General features: G+C 57.4%; 24 protein-coding genes. 4 read left to right on the plus strand and 20 right to left on the minus strand.

Features of this window, described 5'->3' with window-relative positions; translation table 11 throughout:
- Nucleotide 1 precedes the first annotated feature (1 nt).
- The 4 genes from CWI75_RS00925 to CWI75_RS00940 are packed head-to-tail and all read left to right on the plus strand — an operon-like array spanning nucleotide 2 to nucleotide 3,377.
- Entirely contained in the window at nucleotides 2-889 is an 888-nt protein-coding gene (locus CWI75_RS00925) for a CheR family methyltransferase (RefSeq protein WP_241521029.1), read from the plus strand.
- Nucleotides 890-906: 17 nt separating this feature from the next.
- On the plus strand, nucleotides 907-1,548 hold the full coding sequence (cheD, locus tag CWI75_RS00930; RefSeq protein ID WP_101519588.1) for a chemoreceptor glutamine deamidase CheD: 642 nt from the start codon (nucleotides 907-909) through the stop codon (nucleotides 1,546-1,548).
- 24 nt (nucleotides 1,549-1,572) lie between these two features.
- Entirely contained in the window at nucleotides 1,573-2,652 is a 1,080-nt protein-coding gene (locus CWI75_RS00935) for a protein-glutamate methylesterase/protein-glutamine glutaminase (protein WP_101519589.1), read from the plus strand.
- A 5-nt stretch (nucleotides 2,653-2,657) separates the two neighbouring features.
- A complete protein-coding gene (locus CWI75_RS00940; protein ID WP_146003523.1) occupies nucleotides 2,658-3,377 on the plus strand; it encodes a hypothetical protein in 720 nt (239 codons plus the stop codon).
- A 3-nt stretch (nucleotides 3,378-3,380) separates the two neighbouring features.
- Here the strand turns inward: CWI75_RS00940 and CWI75_RS00945 are convergent, their stop codons facing one another.
- From CWI75_RS00945 to CWI75_RS01040, 20 genes are all read right to left on the minus strand, one after another.
- Nucleotides 3,381-3,911: a chemotaxis protein CheW gene (locus CWI75_RS00945; protein ID WP_101519591.1), complete on the minus strand. Its 531-nt coding sequence runs from the start codon at nucleotides 3,909-3,911 to the stop codon at nucleotides 3,381-3,383.
- A 32-nt stretch (nucleotides 3,912-3,943) separates the two neighbouring features.
- Nucleotides 3,944-4,507 carry a hypothetical protein gene (locus tag CWI75_RS00950; protein ID WP_101519592.1) on the minus strand — a complete coding sequence of 188 codons (564 nt, stop codon included), beginning with the start codon at nucleotides 4,505-4,507 and terminating at the stop codon, nucleotides 3,944-3,946.
- Entirely contained in the window at nucleotides 4,504-5,301 is a 798-nt protein-coding gene (locus CWI75_RS00955) for a ParA family protein (protein ID WP_101519593.1), read from the minus strand. The genes CWI75_RS00950 and CWI75_RS00955 overlap by 4 nt, the downstream gene beginning before the upstream one ends.
- Nucleotides 5,298-6,140, minus strand: coding sequence for a flagellar motor protein MotD (gene motD / locus CWI75_RS00960; protein WP_101519594.1), 843 nt, complete (start codon nucleotides 6,138-6,140; stop codon nucleotides 5,298-5,300). Before motD ends, CWI75_RS00955 begins: the two co-directional genes overlap by 4 nt.
- 18 nt (nucleotides 6,141-6,158) lie before the next feature.
- The gene (locus CWI75_RS00965) at nucleotides 6,159-6,899 is read right to left on the minus strand and encodes a flagellar motor protein (protein WP_101519595.1); all 741 of its coding nucleotides are present in this window, start codon (nucleotides 6,897-6,899) and stop codon (nucleotides 6,159-6,161) included.
- Nucleotides 6,900-6,909: 10 nt separating this feature from the next.
- Nucleotides 6,910-8,808: a chemotaxis protein CheA gene (locus CWI75_RS00970; RefSeq protein WP_101519596.1), complete on the minus strand. Its 1,899-nt coding sequence runs from the start codon at nucleotides 8,806-8,808 to the stop codon at nucleotides 6,910-6,912.
- Nucleotides 8,809-8,819: 11 nt separating this feature from the next.
- Nucleotides 8,820-9,572 carry a protein phosphatase CheZ gene (locus CWI75_RS00975; protein WP_101519597.1) on the minus strand — a complete coding sequence of 251 codons (753 nt, stop codon included), beginning with the start codon at nucleotides 9,570-9,572 and terminating at the stop codon, nucleotides 8,820-8,822.
- A complete protein-coding gene (locus CWI75_RS00980; protein ID WP_101519598.1) occupies nucleotides 9,569-9,961 on the minus strand; it encodes a chemotaxis response regulator CheY in 393 nt (130 codons plus the stop codon). Before CWI75_RS00980 ends, CWI75_RS00975 begins: the two co-directional genes overlap by 4 nt.
- A gap of 50 nt (nucleotides 9,962-10,011) precedes the next feature.
- Entirely contained in the window at nucleotides 10,012-10,743 is a 732-nt protein-coding gene (locus tag CWI75_RS00985) for an RNA polymerase sigma factor FliA (RefSeq protein ID WP_277621753.1), read from the minus strand.
- The gene (locus CWI75_RS00990; RefSeq protein WP_241521030.1) at nucleotides 10,740-11,597 is read right to left on the minus strand and encodes a MinD/ParA family protein; all 858 of its coding nucleotides are present in this window, start codon (nucleotides 11,595-11,597) and stop codon (nucleotides 10,740-10,742) included. Before CWI75_RS00990 ends, CWI75_RS00985 begins: the two co-directional genes overlap by 4 nt.
- The gene (gene flhF / locus CWI75_RS00995; RefSeq protein WP_101519599.1) at nucleotides 11,584-12,927 is read right to left on the minus strand and encodes a flagellar biosynthesis GTPase FlhF; all 1,344 of its coding nucleotides are present in this window, start codon (nucleotides 12,925-12,927) and stop codon (nucleotides 11,584-11,586) included. Before flhF ends, CWI75_RS00990 begins: the two co-directional genes overlap by 14 nt.
- A gap of 30 nt (nucleotides 12,928-12,957) precedes the next feature.
- Complete coding sequence (gene flhA, locus CWI75_RS01000) at nucleotides 12,958-15,060, minus strand: flagellar biosynthesis protein FlhA (RefSeq protein ID WP_241521031.1); 2,103 nt, start codon at nucleotides 15,058-15,060, stop codon at nucleotides 12,958-12,960.
- 74 nt (nucleotides 15,061-15,134) lie between these two features.
- On the minus strand, nucleotides 15,135-16,274 hold the full coding sequence (gene flhB, locus CWI75_RS01005) for a flagellar biosynthesis protein FlhB (protein ID WP_101519600.1): 1,140 nt from the start codon (nucleotides 16,272-16,274) through the stop codon (nucleotides 15,135-15,137).
- On the minus strand, nucleotides 16,274-17,062 hold the full coding sequence (gene fliR / locus CWI75_RS01010) for a flagellar biosynthetic protein FliR (RefSeq protein WP_101519601.1): 789 nt from the start codon (nucleotides 17,060-17,062) through the stop codon (nucleotides 16,274-16,276). The genes flhB and fliR overlap by 1 nt, the downstream gene beginning before the upstream one ends.
- The gene (gene fliQ, locus CWI75_RS01015) at nucleotides 17,059-17,334 is read right to left on the minus strand and encodes a flagellar biosynthesis protein FliQ (protein WP_101519602.1); all 276 of its coding nucleotides are present in this window, start codon (nucleotides 17,332-17,334) and stop codon (nucleotides 17,059-17,061) included. The genes fliR and fliQ overlap by 4 nt, the downstream gene beginning before the upstream one ends.
- Complete coding sequence (gene fliP, locus CWI75_RS01020; protein WP_101519603.1) at nucleotides 17,334-18,086, minus strand: flagellar type III secretion system pore protein FliP; 753 nt, start codon at nucleotides 18,084-18,086, stop codon at nucleotides 17,334-17,336. The genes fliQ and fliP overlap by 1 nt, the downstream gene beginning before the upstream one ends.
- Nucleotides 18,083-18,475, minus strand: a complete 393-nt coding sequence (gene fliO / locus CWI75_RS01025; RefSeq protein WP_101519604.1) for a flagellar biosynthetic protein FliO — start codon at nucleotides 18,473-18,475, stop codon at nucleotides 18,083-18,085. The genes fliP and fliO overlap by 4 nt, the downstream gene beginning before the upstream one ends.
- Nucleotides 18,472-18,786 carry a flagellar motor switch protein FliN gene (gene fliN, locus CWI75_RS01030; RefSeq protein WP_241521065.1) on the minus strand — a complete coding sequence of 105 codons (315 nt, stop codon included), beginning with the start codon at nucleotides 18,784-18,786 and terminating at the stop codon, nucleotides 18,472-18,474. The genes fliO and fliN overlap by 4 nt, the downstream gene beginning before the upstream one ends.
- Before the next feature lie 88 nt (nucleotides 18,787-18,874).
- Complete coding sequence (fliM, locus tag CWI75_RS01035) at nucleotides 18,875-19,858, minus strand: flagellar motor switch protein FliM (RefSeq protein ID WP_101519605.1); 984 nt, start codon at nucleotides 19,856-19,858, stop codon at nucleotides 18,875-18,877.
- Nucleotides 19,859-19,870: 12 nt separating this feature from the next.
- On the minus strand, nucleotides 19,871-20,404 hold the full coding sequence (locus CWI75_RS01040; RefSeq protein ID WP_101519606.1) for a flagellar basal body-associated FliL family protein: 534 nt from the start codon (nucleotides 20,402-20,404) through the stop codon (nucleotides 19,871-19,873).
- Between the last annotated feature and the right edge of the window lie 125 nt (nucleotides 20,405-20,529).

Below are 20,529 nucleotides of genomic sequence, written 5' to 3' on the forward strand. Positions count from 1 at the left end.
AGTGGCAAGTGAACGGGACGTCCGCTCGTTGGCGAATAGCAGTGATAGTACGCCGGCTGGAACCTCGCGCGACCGCGAGTTCGAGCTGACCGACAAGAACTTTCTGTTCGTAAAGCGTTTTATTGCGGAGCAGGCTGGCATTGAACTCAGCGAGGCCAAACGCAACCTGGTCTATGGCCGACTGGTAAGGCGGGTCCGCGCGCTGGGCCTGAGTAGCTTCGATGATTATTGCCTGCGACTCGATAGTGGCGACTCCCAGGAACTGGAACATTGTGTCAATGCCCTCACCACCAACCTGACCTCGTTTTTTCGCGAGGTTCACCACTTTGATTTTTTGAAAAACGAGTTGTTGCCGCGGCTGATAAACGAGAAGAAGGATCGCCGGTTACGGGTTTGGTCGGCCGGGTGCTCTACCGGCGAAGAGCCCTACTCCCTGGCGATGGTGCTGGCCGAGACGATGCCGGCAGATTGGGACATCCGCATCCTCGGAACCGACCTGGACAGCCAGGTCGTGGCTACCGGGCACGCCGGGCAATACACCCAGGAACGGATTACCGGGATCACCGAGGCACGACGCAAACGCTGGTTCCTGCGCGGCAAGGGTGCCAGCGAGGGCCAGGTGAAAGTGCGAGAGGAATTGCGCGACCTGACCAGCTTCAAACGCCTGAACCTGCTTGATCCCTGGCCAATGAAGGGCTCTTTTGACCTGGTATTTTGTCGCAACGTGGTCATTTACTTCAGCAAGGACACCCAGCGCACGCTATTCGAGCGATTCGCGGAACAACTCAACTCCGATGGGCATTTGTTTATCGGCCATTCAGAGACCCTGTACAACGTCAGTGATCGCTTCAAGCTGTTAGGTAACACGATTTATCGCAAAGTTCGCTGAGCGTCTGGAGAGTCACGATGGTTCTTTTACGCCCAACGCCCCCCAGCCACCCGGACCTGCCACGAGCACTGGCGGGTTTCGAACACATCAAGCGTTACTGGGACCCATCGCGCAAACTGTCAGTCGCAAAACTGTTGCCTGGAGAGTATTACATCTCCATGCATGGGGAAATGATCACCACGGTGCTGGGATCGTGTATTTCGGCGTGCATCCGTGACCGTAAACTCGGTATCGGCGGCATGAACCATTTCATGTTACCGCACAGTGCAGACATCAAGGACTGGGGCGGTACTTCCAGTTCAGCGCGCTATGGCAGTTACGCCATGGAGAAACTGATCAACGAAATCCTTAAAGCCGGCGGCAAACGGGAAAACCTGGAGGTTAAGGCATTCGGCGGCGGCAGCATGGCTTCCGGGGTATCCAGTGTAGGACGTAAAAATATTGCTTTCCTGCACCAGTTTCTGCAGATTGAGGGTTTGCGATTGATCTCCGAGGATCTTGGCAGCATGTATCCACGCAAGGTCAATTTTTTCCCCGATAGTGGCAGGGCGCAGGTTAAGAAACTTCGTTCGATCCATAACAATACGATCCTTGAACGGGAGAGCGAATATATGGAGCAGCTTGAGGCGCCGGTTCAAGGTGACATCGAACTGTTCTAGACCAATAGACAGTAAGGGATTCAGATGGCAGGAAAGATTCGTGTTCTGGTAATTGATGACTCAGCCCTGATCCGCAGGCTGCTCACTGATATGCTGAACAGTGCGCCGGATATAGAAGTGATTGGAACCGCTGCGGACCCGATTATCGCCCGCGATAAAATAAAACTGCTTGAGCCGGACGTTCTGACCCTCGATATCGAGATGCCAAGGATGGACGGCATCACTTTTTTACGCAACCTCATGCGCCTGCGACCCATGCCGGTCATCATGGTCTCGACGCTCACCGAGCAAGGAGCCGAGGTGACTCTGGAGGCACTTGAACTGGGCGCAGTGGACTTTATTACCAAGCCCAAGATGGATGTCACTCGCTCTCTGGCCGGGTATGTAGATGAACTCACCGACAAGGTCAGGGCGGCAGCCCAGGCAAAAATCAGGAAGCTGAGCCAGCTCACGGCACCGGCGCAGGTACATTCCTCCGATGCGGTTATTCCGAGACAACCGCTGAGGCACTTTCGCACCACCGACCAGATCATCGCCATTGGCGCCTCTACCGGTGGTACCGAGGCTATAAAGGATGTGCTGATGGGCATGCCCCGGGAAGCGCCGGGGATCGTCATTGCGCAGCACATCCCACCCGGCTTCAGCACCGCGTTCGCCGAGCGAATGAATCGGGTTACACCATTGAACGTGAAAGAGGCTGAGGACGGCGATGTGGTGATACCGGGACATGCGTTTATCGCGCCAGGCGACCGCCATCTTTTGCTAATGCGCGACGGCGCTCGCTATGTCTGCAGACTCAGCGATGGCGAACTGGTTAACCGTCACCGGCCAAGCGTGGATGTATTGTTTCGCTCGGTCTTGCAGACCGCGGGCGTTAATGCCGCTGCGGCGCTGCTGACCGGGATGGGGGCAGACGGTGCAGCGGGCCTGCTGGAGCTCCACAATGCGGGCCTGCATACCATTGCCCAGAATGAAGAGACGAGCGTTGTCTGGGGGATGCCCGGGGAAGCGGTCAAGAGAGGTGCCGCCAGCGAAGTGCTACCACTCGGCCATATCGCAGCCGGCCTGCTGAAAGCGGTATGGCGCAAGCAGGGGGCTGGGTAGCATTGATGAAAGCTTCAGCCACGCATTTGCGCCGGGCCGCCATTGCCGTCAGTAGTGTGCTGGCTATTACGCTGCTCGTGACGAGTAGCGTTGCCGGTGACTTGCCTGGCGCACTGCTGGCGGCGGCCATGATACCGCTGTTGATAGCGGCCGATTGGTGGCGACCTGACCAGGTGTGGGGTACCCCAAACGATCTCGATACCGTCGCTGTCATCGACAGCGTGAAAGCCTTTAACGAATTTGGTGTGCTGCTCAACAGTGAATTGATGCATGTAGAAGAAGAAATCGAGCGCACCAGGAGCATGATCCAGCACGCGGCATCTGACCTGTCGACCCACTTTCACCAGCTCCATGACCTGTCGGCCGATCTGGCCCATACGGTGCAGGAAACACTGGGACCAAATCCCGATGGCGTGGACACAAAAGATGCGCAAGTGGCTATTGAACGAGTGCTGGAAACTGTCGCAAAAAACCAGCCGCAGCTGGAGCATGCAGTCGCTGCCTCGGTAAGATCCCTGCAGTTTGAGGACCTCTCGCTACAGGCACTAAGTGAAGCCCAGCGCAGTCTTGCTTACCTGCGCCAGGTCGCGGGCATTTTGCAGCAGATCCATGACACTGGTGAGTTGGCGGCCAGTATTCATCAGCAGCACGAGATCTGGGTCCGGGCGCGGCGCAAACCGGTCTCACAAAAAAACCTGGACGAGGGCCTCGCCGAGCTGTTCTGAAGATCAGGCGGCGGCAACCTGGTCCTCTGCCGCCTGTCCCATGCCCGCCATCATCCTGGCATCGACCAGAATCATCATGCCCGCTTCAGTTTCGATAACACCCTCGACTTCAAAGGCTTTATCACCCGGCAGGTTTTCAAACTTGCTGCTATCCAGGACTTGCACCTCAAGCACTTCATCCACGACCAGGCCTACATGCTCACCACTGATATCGAGAATGATAATCCAGTCGATATTATCAGTTTCCCCACGCACGGGCAGCTTCATCCGCCGCCTGGCGTCAACCACTGTTACAATACTGCCACGGACGTTGATTACCCCCAGTACAAATTCCGGCGCTCCTGACACAGGTGTTATATCACCAGCGCAAAGTATCTCCTGCACCTGCAGTAAACTTACCCCATAGTGCTGGCGATCAACCGTGAATCGCAACCACTCATTGCAATTGTCCAGGCTACCGTGGCTAATGGCGACCAATGTGTCATCATCGTTGAAGTCCACCCGGGTGTCATCATTCTGTTCTTCTGCGTTCACTCACTATCTCCTTGCCAGAGGTTCTTCAGTTTTTAACAGGGTGCTGCACTCACAGGCAGCTGTACCAGCCTACGCAGGCCGTCGAGATCCAACAGTACACAGCGTTTACTTGCCAGCGTACCCGCCAGCCACGCCCTGCGGCCGGTAGGACCACGCCAGCTCACCGCCTGTATATCAATAGCGACCTCCTCACCGGTCTCTTCAATGGCGATTGCCCACTCGCCCTCATCCAGCAAGAGCATGCGCTGTGCGCGCTCGGCCAATGGCACATTGTACGGCGCCAGGTCTGCGGGTAGCATCAGGCGTGCCGTATCAATCACCGTTACCGTCCGCCCTGCGACTGTTGCGCTGCAGTACCAGGTGGCATCGCGAGCGCCTTCCAGTACCTGTGGCAGAGCAACTTCTGAATCCACCCGGTCCCCCGCAACAGCCACATGCAGTCCCAGCACTTCAAACAGGTAATAACCATTAGCTTGATCGGGCGCGGTCTGGCTGCTCCCGGCAATGGGTTCCTCGGGCAATTCCTGCAGCAGCTCGCTCATGTAACTGTCGATAGCCTGCTCTGCTGCGGTGGGATTCTGCCTTGCCCCCGTCATGCTACCGCCTCTTTCCCAGAGGACCGATCGCTGTCTGAGTCCAGTAGTTCCGCCAACAGCTCCAGAAAGGCCTTGGCACCCCGGCTAGCGGGTGCCACCTGGCACAAGGGCAGACCCAGTTCACTGGCCTCGCGAAACCGGGTATCAACCGGAATGACCCCGGACCAAAGCGATGGGCCCTCATAGCGCTCTCGCAGTTCCCGCAGGGCGTGAGTCGAAGCACGGGTGCGACGATCAAACATGGTCGGCACAATGAGGTATTCAAGTGGGCTGGGACGAGAACGATTAACCATTTCCAGGGTGCGCAACATACGTTCAAGCCCCTTCAGTGCCAGGTGCTCGGTCTGGGTTGGCACAATCACACGGTTCGCTGCCGCCAGGGCATTTATCATCAGAATGCCGAGTGTGGGGGGGCAATCCAGCAATACGTGATCGTACAGTCCCTCCAGTGACGCCAGAGCCTGTCGCAAGATCAGGCCCTGTCCCTGGCGACTTCCCAGCTGCCGATCCAGGGTCGCAAGTGCCGGTACCGCAGGCAGTACATCAAGCCCCTCAGTGGATTGTGTCCTTGCTACAATATCAATCGCTGCCGCTTTTTTGTCCGCGAACAGGTTATAAACGCTGTGCTCGGCCGCCTCGGCATCCAGGCCGAAATAAGAGGTCAGGGAGGCCTGGGGGTCCAGGTCCACCACCAACACCTTTTCCCCGCGCTCAAGCAAACCGCCGGCCAGGGTGACAACGGTTGTGGTTTTACCAACGCCGCCTTTTTGATTCGCGATAGTCCAGATTTTCATGATGCAGTCTCGGTTAATGCGTCGCCTGCCATATCTTCAACGAATTCAGCGGGCATCCGATCACTTGCCAATATGATGATTGTGACCCGACGGTTTCGATTGCGGCCCTCGGTAGAGATATTGTCGGCCACCGGGCTGAATTCTCCCAGGCCGATCGCAGCCATTCGCACGGGAGCAACCCCCCGCTCCTGGAAAAGCCGTACAACACTGCTGGCCCGCGCCGCCGACAATTCCCAGTTTGAAGGAAAGCGCACCGTGCTTATCGGTACGTCATCGGTATGGCCTTCAATACGCACCCGATTGGGCAGCGGCTGTAAAATCTCAGCCAGACGTTCCAATGTCGGCGTAGCGGCACTTGCCACCTGGGCTATACCTACCGGGAACAGCAAGTCCGTATTGATTTCAACTTCTACCCACAGCGGCGTCTGGCGAACACGCACCTGGTCCAGTTCTATCAACTCAGCAAGGGCCTTGCGGATATCATCCGCCATAATTTCCATGCGGGCTTCACCTCCGCCCGAATCAGCGGGCGCGTCGGGTAGCGGAGGCAATGAAAACGAACTCCGGCTTACGGTACCCGGGGGTATTGCTCCCAGCTGCGCCTGGTCGGCGCTCCCCGCCGGGCGCTTGTCCCCTATCTGTATTGGCTGCGTTGACCTGGGGCTGCCCTTGAACGCCGCCACCATTGAATCCGACAACACCCGATATTTACCTTCATTCACCGAAGAGATTGAATACATAACTACAAAAAAAGCCAACAGCAGGGTGACCAGATCGCCATAGGGAATGGCCCAGGCTTCGTGGTTGGCGTGTTCTTCATGGCGTTTCTTCCGAGCCATTAATCACTGCCTGCGCGCTTATTCAAGGTAGCCCTTGAGTTTGGTCTCGATATTTCTCGGGTTTTCACCCTGCGCAATTGAAACAACTCCCTCAACAATCATCTCCCGCGCTTTAGTCTGGCCGTGAATAATAGATTTGAGTTTGCCGGCCATTGGCAAGAAAAACAGGTTGGCGGAACCAATCCCATAAATGGTTGCAGTAAATGCGGCTGCAATACCCGAGCCCAGTTTTGACGGGTCAGCCAGGTTTTGCATTACCGCCATCAAACCCAGGACAGCGCCAACAATCCCCATGGTGGGGGCGTAAATCCCCATGGCCTCGAAGACCTTGGCCGCGGCAGCATCGAGTTCTTCCCGGGTACCAATTTCCACATCCATAATACTCTGGATCATTTCCGGCTCGCCGCCATCAACCAACAGTTGCAGCAGCTTTTGTACAAAAGGATCGGTTTCCGCTTCAACGACTGCCTCCAGCCCCAGCAAACCTTCCTTTCTCGCCAGCTGGCTCCAGCTGACAATCTTTTCGATCATTTCTTCGGTGTCGGTGCCCGGTGGCCTGATAATCCAGCCCACAACTTTCATGGAACGTTTCATGACAGGCATGGATGTCTGCAGCAGCACCGCCGCCAGGGTACCGCAGATGACGATAACGAACGCCGCACCCGACACCAGCGCCGCGAGACCGGAACCCTTGAGTATTGAACCCACCAGCAAGGATACAAACGCGAGTATAATCCCGACCAGGCTGAGAATATCCATCAGGTCCCCTTCAGGCCGCCTGGCTGACCCGCTTCATGAGACCATTGACGTCAAAAATGAGTGCTATATGACCGTCGCCGGTAATCGTCGCACCGGCGAAGCCGGGCACATCGTGCAACATCGCGCCCAACGGTTTAATAACCACTTCTTCCTGGCCGAGAACATCGTCGGTCACAAAGCCGACCATACCGCTGCCCACCTGTAGCACCACAACATACGCAATACCTGCAAAGTCCTCGGAGTCAGCAGAGGCCAGGCAGGTCCGAAGAAAAACCAGCGGCAGCGGCTTGCCTCGCACCATGATCACCTCACGTCCTGCGACATGATGTACGTTGTCGGCATTGAGCGAAAATACCTCAAGCACCTGCGACAAGGGGAACGCAAAGGTACGCTGACGCAGGCGAACCATCAAAGTGGGCATTATGGCCAGGGTCAGCGGGACACGCACCTTGACGAGGGTGCCTTTACCCAGCTCCGAGTCTATTTCAACGTTTCCGTTAAGCTCGGCGATGCGGGTTTTCACCACGTCCATGCCGACACCCCGGCCCGACATATCAGAGACTACATCACGGGTTGAAAACCCGGGCAGGAAAACGAGATCGTAACACTCGTGCCGGCTTAGCTTGCTCGCCACGTCAGCATTGAGGAGACCTTTCTTGACCGCCTTGTCGCGCAAGACATCAGCGTCGATCCCCGCGCCATCGTCGCGGATTATTATGACAATATGATTGCCTTCCTGCTGGGCTGACAGCTCAACCTTGCCGCTACGGGGTTTGCCATTGGCCTGCCGCACATCCGGAGCCTCAATGCCGTGGTCCATGGCGTTGCGCACCAAATGCACCAGGGGATCGGATAGCGCCTGTACGAGGTTTTTATCGAGGTCCGTATCTTCACCGGATATGCTGAGCTCAATTTCCTTGTTGAGCGTGCGCGCGACATCCCGCGCCAGCCTTGGAAAACGTGAAAAAACCTTCCCTATCGGCTGCATACGGGTTTGCATTACCCCATTTTGCAGATCGGCCGTCACCAGATCGAGATTGGCGACCGTTTTTTTCAGCTCTTCATTGTCCAGGTCGGCGCCGAGATTGGTCAGCCGATTTCGTACCAGCACCAGCTCGCCGACCAGATTCATAACGCTATCGAGACGAGAAACACTCACCCTGATGGTAGACTCCGGTGTTGCGGCCGGAGTGGATTCACGGGCTGCCGCCTCCTGTTTAGGGGTAACGGCTACCGACTCCTGGTCAACGACGGCTTCAATCCCGGCAAAATCGGTTTCCGTTCCCGTCTTAACCGGGGCTGGCTGTTCCATATCCTGTAGCTGGTCCAGTAAAGCCTCAAACTCGTCATCCGTTATGGCGCCGGCCGGATCAGGAGCGCTCGTTTTTTTGACAGATTGTTCCGACTCGACAAAAATCTCGGCGCGCACGGAATCAATAATCGCGTCGAATTCAAGATCGGCGATATCATCGCCTGGTGCGTCGGCAATCGCCGCAGATGGTACCCTGGCAGGAGATTCGGCCGAGTGCACAAAATCCAGTAAGCGGTCCAGCAGTCCCGGCGGGGCCGGTTCGGGCACCTGTCCGCTGGAAACAACCCCAAGAATGTCGACAACAATATCCACTACCTGGAGAACGGTATCCATGATCTCGTTGTTGAGCACCAGCTTGCCATTGCGCAGGGAATCAAAGACTTCTTCCGCACCGTGGCAAACCAACACCAGGGGTTCTACATTGAGAAAACCCGCCCCGCCTTTTATGGTGTGGAAACCACGAAAAACACTATTGAGCAGATGGTGGTCGTCCGGTTGGCGTTCGAGCTGCACCAGCTCGGAACCGAGCTTCTCAACGATTTCATTCGCCTCTACAAGAAAATCCTCGCGAATACTGTCATCCAACTCAAAGTCCATAGTGATCTCCGTCAGAAGCCGAGACTGGATAACAGCTCATCGGCTTCATCCTGGCTGGTAACACGGTGCTCACCATCGCTGGGTAGAGGTGCAGCAACGGCAGCTTTCCGGTCCATCGGCACACCGGCCCTGCCGGTCATGCGAATCATGTTTATGAGTGTTTCTTCCACTTCATGTACCAGGTGAATAACCTTGCGAATCTCCTGTCCGGACAAATCCTGAAAATTCTGGGAAATCAGCACGTCGGATAACCCCGTCTTTATTGCAGCGGCGTGAGCTCCGGTTTCTTCAATAAATTCGGATACTTCCCCCACCATGGCCCGAAAGTCATCGGCCGACTGGTCGCGGCGGAGAAATCGATTCCAGGATTCGTCCAGAACAGTCGCGCGCGTGATCAACGCATCGGCCTGCGGCATCATCTCTTCAACGGCATCCATTGTCTTATGGGCCGACTGTTCGGTAAGTGCAATGACCTGGTCAAGACGTTGCCTTGCATCCGGAAACTCTTCACTGGCAAGATCCGCTACCCGGGAGTCCAGCTGGAAGTTGGTCAGTGCTTCATGAAGCTGGCGGGTCAGATGGCCCACGTCCTGGAACAGCGACTTTTCGCGCATCGCTGTCAGGTCATCCAGCAAGGTGAAGAACGCGGTTTCATCATCCGCGTGCGCAGCGTCCATCAGCGGTTCGATAATTGCCAGGTAGTCCCCGGGAGATCGATGAACGGCCTTGTCGGGCGTGGCTTTATCGCCATGTTCCATAGTCATGATTGAGACTCGATTCGTTCAAAAATACGCTCGATTTTTTCTTTCAGTGACTGCGCTGTGAACGGCTTGACGACATAACCGTTAACACCGGATTGCGCCGCCTCTATAATCTGCTCGCGCTTTGCCTCTGCGGTGACCATCAGCACGGGAATGGATTTCAGCTTTTCGTCCGCGCGAATGGTCTTGAGCAGGTCAATGCCGGGAATGCCGGGCATGTTCCAGTCAGTGACCACAAAGTCGATGGGCGTCACACGCAATATATCAAGGGCAGACGAGCCGTCGTCCGCCTCCCTGATATTACTGAAGCCCAGCTCCCTGAGCTGATTCTTCACAATACGGCGCATCGTCGAAAAATCATCGACCACCAGAATCTGCATATCCTTGTTCAATCGTTTCCCCTCAATAAAAGTCTTGGCATCGTGGCAGCTTTAACGCCCATCTAATCAAGCATCCGGGCCCTGATACGAACCAGGGCCTGGCCGTGCAACTGGCACACCCGGGATTCGCTTACCCCCAGGACTTCACCGATTTCACGTAAATTCAATTCATCGTTGTAATACAAACTCATAATCATCCGTTCGCGCTCCGGCAGGGAGGCTATAGTCGTGGCCAGAGAGACCGCAATCGACTCTTCCTCCGCCTGCTGTTCCGGCGAGGCCACTGCGGCGCTGCCCTGCATTTCGCTATCCACAGACGCCAGCTCCTCGGTACTGAACATGCGACAGGACACTGCCTCGCGGGCGATCTCGTGGTAATCGTCAAGGCTGACCCCCATCTCGGCAGCCACATCGAGGTCAGTTGCCCTGCTGCCCGAGCGGGCCTCAACTATCCGGATGGCCCCTACCATACTGCGAACCTTGCGATGAACCGACCGCGGTACCCAGTCCATGCGCCGCAGTTCATCCAGCATGGCGCCACGAATACGGATGCCCGCGTAGGTCTCAAAATTTGCCCCGCGATCGCCCGTATATTTTTTTGCCGCTTCCATCAATCCCAGCATTCCCGCCTGAATCAGGTCGTTAACATCCACACTGTCCGGCAAACGTCCACCGAGGTGGTACGCGATGCGCCTGACCAGAAGCGCATAGGTTTCAACGAGCTCGCCTACCGGCAGGTTCCGGACTGCCGCATATTCCGCGCTCAGCTGGGATGCTCTCCTTTCACCCGTCAAGAAACAACACCCAACGCCTGCTCGAGGAAAAACTCAATCTGTCCCTGCGGACCCTTGCGTCCTCTCCATGTAGCGGTCGCTTCCGCGAGTTTCTTGAATGCTTGTGTTGCACGACACGCAGGATAAGCGGTAATTACCGGCTCTTGTCGCTGCAGGGCCCGGCGCAGGAATTCATCGTGAGGGACAAAACCGGCATAACGCACGGTTATATCCAGGTAACGATCAGTGACCCGGGCGATTTTCTGGTACAGCTCGCGGCCCTCCACGCTACTGCGGACCATATTTGCCAATACCTGGACATGTTGAACGCCGTGTTCCCGGGACAGGACCTTGATCAGGGCATAGGCATCGGTAATGGAAGCCGGCTCATTGCATACCACCACCAATACTTCGTGAGCGGCTGCCGCGAACATGGTTACCGATTGGTTGATGCCGGCCGCCGTATCCACTATCAGCACGTCGACATCAGTCCCAAGTTCGGAAAAGGCATGAATAAGCCCACTGGATTCTGTCAGCGAGAGCTCTGCCATGCGCTGCACACCGGAGGATGCGGGAATGATCCGAACGCCCTCGGGGCCGGTCAGCACGATGTCATTCAGGTCGCAGTCGCCCTCCAGCACATGAGCAAGGGTGCGCTGGGGACTGAGCCCCAGCAATACATCGACGTTAGCCAGGCCGAGGTCTGCGTCAAACAGCCAGGTCTTGTTGCCTTTCATGGCAAGGGCCACGGCAAGATTCACCGAGACATTGGTCTTGCCGACGCCGCCCTTGCCACTGGCCACGGTAATCACCAGGGGGGTTGCCGCCTGCGCCCGCTCGCCGTCGGAAGCGGTCATGGCCTCATCCAAGAGCATATTGCACCTCGCCTATGTGCTGGGCCAGGGACTCAATATCCATTCGACGAGGTTCTGACCGCATCAGCTCAACTGCGCGCTTGACCAGAAGGCGGGCATTGGCAGGCCGCAAATTCTGCGGCACATCCTGCCCGCTCGAAGAGAAAACCAGGGGGTGCTGGTGGCGCACCATGACACTCAGCAAGCCGCCGAGACTGGCGGCTTCATCCAGCTTGGTAGCGATGAGGCCCGCCAGCGGCAAACTGCCGAACAACATAGCGCTCTCCTCCAGGGCCTGGATCTGGGCATTGGCCGCCAGCACCAGATAGGGCAGCAAGGGGCGACCGGGGTTACGGGTGAGCTCCAGGATCTGCTCAAGGTGGTGATCATTGCGTCCGGTACCGGCCGTATCGACCAGCACCAGACGGGCGTGATCCAGACGGGCGATATGCCTGCTGACTTCCTCGGCGCAACCGGCTACATAGACCGGGATATTGAGCATTCGTCCGTAGGTGAACAGGCGTTCACGCGCCCCCACACGACTGTCGTCGGCACTGATCATGGCCACTTGTTCGGAACCGAAGCGATGCGCGTAACGAGCCGCCAGCTTGGCAATTGTGGTGGTCTTGCCCACGCCGGTGGGGCCGACAAGCGCGATCGCGCCACCGTTCTCCAGGGGGTCTGCTTTAGCCACCGGCACCCGCCCGGCCAGCTCCCCCAATGCCTGGCGCCAGGCGCGAACCGGGTCGCGCTCATCGGCGGGAACGCGCGCGGCAAGCTCCTGCGCAAGCTGTGGCGAAAGCCCAAGGTGAATCAGGTTCCTGAGCAAATCCGCCCGCACCGGGCTCTTGCGGGAAAAGTCGTTCCAGGCGAGGCTGGAAAGCTGGCACTCAAGCATACGACGCAGTGCGTTGATCTCGTCCCGCATGTTCAACAGTGACGCATCATCGACGGGTACTGTTGCAGCCGAAGCCCCCGGGGCAGGCCGCAGTGGGGTTGATCGCGCGCGCTTTTCGGTGTCTTTCCGTGTATCAAAAACGTCCTGGTCTCGCTCGGCAGCCATCGCTGCGGGGGATTTTACCCGCCCATCGGCATCGGGCTGCGGGGGAGTGTCGTAGTCAAGGAAGCTCACCGGCTGTTCGGGCCGCCGCTGTTCCCCGCCGGCTCGCTCCACCGGCTTTTTATCTGTGGAGTACGGCATCAGGGATTCATCATAACCGACGGCCGCTACCACTTCCAGACCATCGGCGACCTGCTGTGATGACAGAATGACGGCGTCCGGACCCTGCTCATCGCGCACCATTTTCAGGGCCTGTCGCATATCCGGTGCCGTGTAGCGCTTGATCTGCATGAATGGGTTTCCTTTTTACTTATGTTCGCGTCACGCGACATTGGTCAGTGAACGTGTAACCGATCGAACCAGCCGCAGCTGCTTGTCCTCCGGTATCTCATTGTGGGCCAGTACGTGCAGCCCGGGCACCGTCTGGCGGGCAAACCGGGCCAGCATCTGGCGGATGCCAGGGGGCACCAGCAGCACCGCGGGCTCCCCTCGTAATTCCTGGTCCTGGGCACTGGATTGCAGCGTTTCCTGGATTCGCTCCGCCAGCCCCGGCTCCAGTGCCGAGGTATTGCCCTGCTGCACCAGCTGCAGCAGCAACTGCTCCAGCTCCGGTGCCAGGGTCACCACCGGCAGCTCCATCGCCATACCGTTTATTTCCTGCACAATCTGGCGACCCAGGGCGACCCGAACCTCCGCCAGCAAAGTGTCAATATCCTGACTGCGTGCGCCGTGTTCCACCAACGCCTCACAGATGCCGCGAAAATTGCGAATCGGTATTTTTTCCATCAGTAACTGCTGCAATATCCGCACCACGGTAGACAACGGCAGGATCTTGGGCGTGAGGTCTTCTACCAGTCTGGGTGCGGTCTTGGCGAGCTGGTCGAACAGATGCTGTACCTCCTGGTGGCCAAGCAATTCGTGGGCGTGTTTTTTCAGGACCTGGCTCATGTGGGTGGCGATGACGGTGGCCGAGTCGGCCACCGTGTAGCCGAGGGTCTGTGCGTGCTCCCGGCTACCCGGATCAATCCATACCGCGGGCATGCCAAAAGCGGGGTCGGTTGCCGCCAGCCCCTGCACCGTACCGGTAATCCCGCCGGGGTTGATGGCCAGCTCCCGGTCCGGTCGCACGTCAGCTTCCGCACAGGGCACACCGAACACCGACATGCGGTACTGGTTTGGCGCCAGCTCCAGGTTATCCCGGATATGCACTGCCGGGATCAGAAACCCAAGCGACTGCGACAGCTTCTTGCGTACACCCTTGATCCGACCCATCAGCTCACCGCCCTGCTGCCGGTCAACCAGCGGGACCAGGCGATAGCCCACTTCCAGCCCTACGGGATCTACCTGGGATATATCATCCCAGCCAAAATCCTTTACCGGCTCGGTTTCCGCACTCGGCGCTTCCGAGGGTTCATGTAACGCCATGCTCTCGGCTTTTTGAATCCGCTTGTGCAATAGCCACGAGGCACCACCCGCGGCCGCCGCCAGCAGCAAAAATGAAAAATTGGGCATGCCGGGAATAAGCCCCATCAGGGCCAGCAGCCCGCCGGTATATGCCAACACCTTGGGCTTGCCGAACAACTGCGAGAACAACTCCTGGCCCATATCCTGCGGCCGCGACATGCGGGTAACAATCATTGCCACCGAGGTGGAAAGCAGCAGCGCCGGAATCTGGGCAACCAGCCCGTCACCCACGGTGAGCAAGGCGTAGCGTTCCACTGCATCACCAAAACTCATGCCGCGCTGTATGGTGCCTATCAACAGGCCGCCCACAATATTGATCACCAGAATGATGATCCCCGCCACGGCGTCGCCACGGACAAATTTACTGGCCCCATCCATGGCGCCGTAAAAGTCGGCTTCCTGGCGAATCTCTTCGCGACGGGCCCGGGCTTCGTGCTGGTCGATCAGGCCGGCGTTCACATCGGCATCAATGGCCATCTGCTTGCCGGGCATCGCGTCGAGGGTAAAGCGGGCCGTCACTTCCGAAACCCGCGTGGCACCCTTGGTCACCACCACAAAATTGATAATCACCAGGATGGCAAAGACCACCAGGCCCACCGCATAGTTACCGCCAATAACAAACTCGCCAAAGGCCTGGATAACCTTACCGGCGGCATCTGCTCCAGTATGTCCCTCCAGCAGCACCACGCGGGTTGAGGCGATATTCAACGCCAGTCGCAGCAGCGTACCCAACAGCAGGACGGTGGGAAACACGCCGAATTCGAGTGGTTTCATGATGTAGATCACACCAAGAATAACGGCAATTGACAGGGTAATATTGAAGGTGAACAGGATATCGAGTAATGCCGCAGGCAGCGGCAAGACCACCATCGCCAGCACCAGCAACACCATGGCGGGGCCACCGAGACCCATCAGGCCTATACGCTGTACAATCGCCGGGAAATTGACGTTATTGGCCAAGACTCAACCCTCCTCCGTATCAACTTCATGTGCTGCAAATTCCGGGCCAGAACAGGCGCGCCGGACAAGGGGATTTATGTCTGTCCTGTCGGTTCGTCGGGGTCTACGATCGGGTTGGGCGGTGCCGGTGGCGAAGTCTCCGGGGGCCGGGTGCGCACCTGGTAGACCCAGGTGAGAACCTCGGCCACGGCAACATAGAGTTTTGGTGGTATCGGCTGGCCGATATCGACACTGGCGTACAATGCCCGGGCCAATGGCGGCGCTTCAAGCAAGGGCACACCCGCCTCCTCCCCAATCTCACGAATCGCCAGCGCCACCAGTTCAACCCCTTTGGCAACCACTATGGGTGCGGCCATGGCGCCCGACTCATAGCGCACGGCTACGGCAAAGTGGGTGGGGTTGGTGATAATCACGTCGGCATCCGGTACATCCGACATCATTCGTCGGTTGGCCATTTCCATCTGCAGGTTGCGGATACGGCTCTTCACCTCTGGCCGGCCGTCCGTATCTTTCATTTCCTCTTTGACTTCCTGTCGCGTCATGCGCATTTGCTTCATATGCGTAGCCAGCTGGAAGGGCACGTCCACCGCGGCGATCACCAGCAGCGATGCGCTCATCACAAACAGGGCCAGTGTCGCCAGCCAGACACTCTCGCCAATCGCGGAAATTACCGGCAGGCGCGACAGGGACAGGAATCTGTCCGCCACAAGCCACAGGAAAAAACCGGCGGCAATACCCACCACCAGGAACTTGGCCATGGCCTTGATCAGCTCCATCAGGCCCTGGGCGCCAAAAATACGCTTCAGCCCCTTGAGCGGGTCCATCCTGCTCAGCTTCGGTGCCATCGCCTGGCTACTGAACAACCAGCCACCGAGTAATGCCGGCGCCGCCAGTGCCGTCAGTGTCAGTGCGCCGAGTAAGGGAATGAGCACCAGAATCGATTCAGTGGCCAGCTCCGACAGTTTGCGCACCATGTAGCCGTCGTCAAATACCTCCGCCCGCTCAATCTGGAAACCGGTGGTGAGCAGAGCCACAAAGCGCGACACAAACCAGTCACCCGAGATCATCAGGGTGGCCGAACCCACCAGCATCACCAGGGTCATGGTCAGCTCACGTGATCGCGGAACCTCGCCCTTGTCCCGGCTTTCCTGTAGTTTCTTGGGGGTGGGCTCTTCTGTGCGTTCCTGGCCGCCGCCGCTCTCTTCCTCGGCCATCAGTTCACCATCAGCCACAGGTTGCCGATCGTACTGGTGGCCTGTTCAATCAAGAATATCAGCGAGACTTCCAGCGAAGGCAGCGTAATAATCAACACGACCAGCCCGACAATAATGGTCAACGGCAGGCCAATCGCGAACAGGTTAAGCGTGGGTGCCGCACGGCTGATCACGCCGATGGACATATTCACGATCAGCACGGCTGTTGCCGCGGGCAACGCCACTTTCAGGGCACCGAGGAATAGGGTGGTCCCCCAGGAAGCTATCGTCCAGAAAGCCTCGGGAGACAGGCCACCGGCACTTACCGGCAACAACTGGAAACTGTCCACAATCAGGGCCACGATCATCAGGTGACCGTCAAAGGACAAAAACAATAGCATTGCCAGCAACAGGTGCAACTGACTCAGCACCGGCACCTGCACCCCATTCTGGCTGTCGATGAAGATGGCGAAGCCCAGCCCCATACTCATGGAAACGGTTTGTATACCAATGACGATGGCATCAAAAACCAGCTGCAGGATAAAACCCGCCGCGATACCGATAAGAATCTGTTGCATCACCAACAACAGTGCCTGGGCCGAGAAAGGGGCCACATCAGGACCGGGAGGCAGCATGGGGAAAATGGCAAGTGAACAGGCAAACGCCAGGGTCACGCGAACCCTTGTGGGAATGTAACGGGCACCGAACAAAGGTGCCACCATGAACATGGCAGCTACCCGGAACAGGGTCCAGAGAAACTGCCCCAGCCAGTCGAGCAGCGAGGCCTCACTGAACTCATAGGGCGTCATTGCAGCCCAATCAGTTCCGGAATACTCATGATCAGTTCACGCGAGAACGAAACAATCAATTCAAGCATCCAGGCGCCGCTCAGCATCAGGGCTATAGCCAGAACAATCAACTTGGGAATGAAACTCAGGGTCATCTCATTGATTGATGTGGCCGCCTGGAACATGCCAATCAGCAAGCCCGTAGCCAGGGCGGATAGCAGCAGGGGCGCCACCAGTAAGGCAATGACCCACAGCGACTGGCGCCCCACTTCAACGACGAGATCCGGAGACATCAGACAACTCCCGTATAAAAACTTGCGGCGAGTGTACCCATTACCAGGCTCCAGCCATCAATCAACACAAACAACATCAGCTTGAATGGCAGTGATACCACCATGGGCGACAACATGATCATGCCCATCGACATCAGCACGCTGGCCACCGCGAGATCAATAATCACAAAGGGGATAAACAGGAGGAACCCGATCTGGAAAGCGGTTTTCAGCTCGCTGGTGAGGAACGCCGGAATCAGCAATGTAAACGGCACGTCGGCGGGTGACTCGAAACCCTCTTCATAACCACCCAAACCCGCAAACATCGCCAGGTCACTTTCCCGCACCTGGTTACTCATGAATTGGTGTATCGGCTTTATCCCTGTTGTTATCGCTTCCTGCATGGTGATCTCTTCACTCATGTAGGGCTCAACAGACAGCTCATAAAGCTCGGTGGTAACCGGGGCCATCACGAACAGGGTAAGAAAGAGCGCCAGACCGATCAACACCTGGTTGGAAGGCGTGGTACCCGTACCCAGCGCCTGGCGCAGGATAGCCAGCACCACAATAATCCGGGTGAAGGAGGTAAACATCAACAGGATGGACGGCAACAGGGTCAGCACCGTCATCAGCACCAGCACCTGGATGGTCAGGCTCCAGGTCTGGCTGCCGTCCTCGGCAGGCATGACCTTCAACAGCTCGAGATCACCGGGCGCAGCCTGTGCGAATATCGGTAACAGGGCGGTTGCCAGTGCGACCAGCGCCCACCTCATGGTCTGGCGCCACTTTGCGCGGTCTTCAGGTGCCGCTCAAAATCACCCGACTCGCCTGTCGCAATGCCGTCGAGCCGGGTAATCCGCCCGGGCACCACGCCCAGCAGTATCTTCTGGCCTTCCACTTCAACCAGCAACAGGCGCTCGCGGGTGCCCAGGGATAACTGCCCCAGCATGCGAATCGGGCCCTCGCCGCCACGGTTCAGGAACTTCATTACCGAGGCGCGCCGGGCCAGCCAGGCAAGCGCAAATACCAGCAGGATCACCACACCCAGGCCCATCACCATACGCAGCATGTTGCCCGCTGCATCAGCGGCAATCATTTCCTGCGCGTGAACATGACGGGCACTGCCGGAGAGGGCAACAATCAGTAACCATGCGCATCTCATTGCAGTTTTTTTACACGTTCCGAGGGGCTGATAACGTCCGTAAGCCTGATACCGAACTTTTCGTTAACCACCACCACTTCACCGTGAGCGACCAGGGTGCCGTTGACGAACACGTCCAGCGGCTCGCCTGCCACCCGGTCCAGCTCCACGACGGAACCCTGGTTCAGTTGCAGCAGGTTGCGGATACTGATGGACGTTCGCCCCACTTCCATCGACAACGTAACCGGTACGTCGACGATCATATCGAGATTGACATCGCTATGGCCGAGTTCGCCGGTGGGCTCAAAGGTTTCGAAACCGGCCGTTTCCAGTCCGGACGTCGGGTCGGTTTCCGGGGTCTTGCCAGCACCCTGGTCCTGGTTATCGTTTGCCACTTTGCCTGTCCTTTTTACTTGCCTGTTAGTTTTTGACGCTGCGCACAAGCCGTTTGGAGATCTTTACGGCATACTTGTTTTTCGACAGTCCGACCGGTCCTTCAAACAACGGGACTTTTTCGACATAGACGGTGGCAGCGTCGGGAATATCCAGCGGAATGACATCGCCCGGGCGCATGCGCACAAGATCCCTCACCGTAATCCGCTTGCGACAGAGCACGACGCTGACGTCTACCTCCGCGTCCTGGATCTCGTCGCGAAGGGCAAGCATCCAGCGCTCATCCTTCTCCATCCGGTCCGAGGCCATACCGGAATCCAGTGCTTCCCGAATGGGCTCGATGGAAGAATAGGGAATCGTGAAATGCACCTCACCGGTAGCGCCCCCCAGTTCAATCTCAAAACGGCTGACAACAACAAGCTCGGAAGGGCTGACGATATTGGCAAACTGGGGATTGATTTCCATATTGTGAAATGAAAAATCAACATCCATTACCGGCTTCCAGGCCTCTTTCAGATCATTGAAGATTAGCGCACGCAGCCGCTCGATAATCCGCGACTCCACCGGGGTGAACTCGCGACCCTCAATACGTGCGTAAAAGCTGCCATCGCCACCAAAATAACTGTCCACCACGGCAAAAATAAGACGCGCATCCAGTACCAGCAGGCTGGTGCCGCGCAACGGCGGTACCGAGACAATATTGAGACTGGTGGGTAGTGGCAGGGTACGCATGTAGTCCTGGAACTTGACCATGTCCACTGCCGTCACGGAAATCTCTGCAGTCCGGCGCAGCATATTGAACAGGCCCAGCCGCAAATAACGCGCGAAGCGCTCGTTGATCATCTCCAGGGTCGGGAGGCGACCGCGAACAATACGGTCCTGGCTGGAGAGGTCAAAGGATTGCACTTCGCCCTCAACAGCGGTACCCCCATTGGACTCCACATCACCGGAATCCACACCATAAAGCAGTGCGTCAATTTCGTCCTGTGACAGAATATCCTGCTGGCTCATACGGGCTCCGCCTTACTGAACAACGAGCGATGTGAAATACAGGTCTTCAACCCCGGCGGGTTCCGCCAGATTTTTCAGTACACGCCTGATTTCGGCCAGCGCTTCCTGGCGCAGGCTTTCCTTGCCCTCAACCGTGGCAATCGATTCCGGCGACTGGGACGACAGCAGCATTAACAGATTGTTACGTATGAGGGGATCGTGTTTTTCTACGGCATTCACGACGTCAGTGTTACGCGTCATCAACTCGACGGTAACCTGCAGAAAACGGGTGCCCGGTGTCGACAGGTTGACGATGAAGGGCTCGGCCATCTTGTGGTAAATCGGGGGGCCTTTGGCTTTTTCTTCTTTTACCGAATCTTCGCCCGCGACCACCTCAGCGGTGTCGCCGTCCTCTGTTTTTAACAGGAAATAAACGCCGGCACCTACCCCGGCAGACATCAGCAGGCTCACCAGCAGACTAACCACCAGTAATTTACCTACCCCGGGTGAAGCGGCTGCTGCCTTACCAACCACTATGTCGTCATCAATCTCGTTGGGATCTGCCATGTGTACCCTGTGCCTCGCGTGTGGATGTAAAAAAACCGCCACATCATACCACCGTCTTTGCAATTCACATGCCAACCCCTTATTGCGCGGGACAGGGGGCTGGCGTGCGCCGGCATAGACCTGCA

Source organism: Kineobactrum sediminis (assembly GCF_002868715.1).
In the GTDB taxonomy this organism is placed as follows: Bacteria; Pseudomonadota; Gammaproteobacteria; order Pseudomonadales; family Halieaceae; genus Kineobactrum; species Kineobactrum sediminis.

Excerpts from the sequence above, each read along its gene's own strand:
- cheD (WP_101519588.1), top strand. The coding sequence starts at position 907 with ATGGTTCTTTTACGCCCAACGCCCCCCAGCCACCCGGACCTGCCACGA.
- CWI75_RS00935 (WP_101519589.1), top strand. The coding sequence starts at position 1,573 with ATGGCAGGAAAGATTCGTGTTCTGGTAATTGATGACTCAGCCCTGATC.
- CWI75_RS00940 (WP_146003523.1), top strand. The coding sequence starts at position 2,658 with ATGAAAGCTTCAGCCACGCATTTGCGCCGGGCCGCCATTGCCGTCAGT.
- CWI75_RS00950 (WP_101519592.1), bottom strand. The coding sequence starts at position 4,507 with ATGACGGGGGCAAGGCAGAATCCCACCGCAGCAGAGCAGGCTATCGAC.
- CWI75_RS00955 (WP_101519593.1), bottom strand. The coding sequence starts at position 5,301 with ATGAAAATCTGGACTATCGCGAATCAAAAAGGCGGCGTTGGTAAAACC.
- motD (WP_101519594.1), bottom strand. The coding sequence starts at position 6,140 with ATGGCTCGGAAGAAACGCCATGAAGAACACGCCAACCACGAAGCCTGG.
- CWI75_RS00965 (WP_101519595.1), bottom strand. The coding sequence starts at position 6,899 with ATGGATATTCTCAGCCTGGTCGGGATTATACTCGCGTTTGTATCCTTG.
- CWI75_RS00970 (WP_101519596.1), bottom strand. The coding sequence starts at position 8,808 with ATGGACTTTGAGTTGGATGACAGTATTCGCGAGGATTTTCTTGTAGAG.
- CWI75_RS00975 (WP_101519597.1), bottom strand. The coding sequence starts at position 9,572 with ATGACTATGGAACATGGCGATAAAGCCACGCCCGACAAGGCCGTTCAT.
- CWI75_RS00990 (WP_241521030.1), bottom strand. The coding sequence starts at position 11,597 with ATGCTCTTGGATGAGGCCATGACCGCTTCCGACGGCGAGCGGGCGCAG.
- flhF (WP_101519599.1), bottom strand. The coding sequence starts at position 12,927 with ATGCAGATCAAGCGCTACACGGCACCGGATATGCGACAGGCCCTGAAA.
- flhB (WP_101519600.1), bottom strand. The coding sequence starts at position 16,274 with ATGGCCGAGGAAGAGAGCGGCGGCGGCCAGGAACGCACAGAAGAGCCC.
- fliR (WP_101519601.1), bottom strand. The coding sequence starts at position 17,062 with ATGACGCCCTATGAGTTCAGTGAGGCCTCGCTGCTCGACTGGCTGGGG.
- fliQ (WP_101519602.1), bottom strand. The coding sequence starts at position 17,334 with ATGTCTCCGGATCTCGTCGTTGAAGTGGGGCGCCAGTCGCTGTGGGTC.
- fliP (WP_101519603.1), bottom strand. The coding sequence starts at position 18,086 with ATGAGGTGGGCGCTGGTCGCACTGGCAACCGCCCTGTTACCGATATTC.
- fliO (WP_101519604.1), bottom strand. The coding sequence starts at position 18,475 with ATGAGATGCGCATGGTTACTGATTGTTGCCCTCTCCGGCAGTGCCCGT.
- fliM (WP_101519605.1), bottom strand. The coding sequence starts at position 19,858 with ATGAGCCAGCAGGATATTCTGTCACAGGACGAAATTGACGCACTGCTT.
- CWI75_RS01040 (WP_101519606.1), bottom strand. The coding sequence starts at position 20,404 with ATGGCAGATCCCAACGAGATTGATGACGACATAGTGGTTGGTAAGGCA.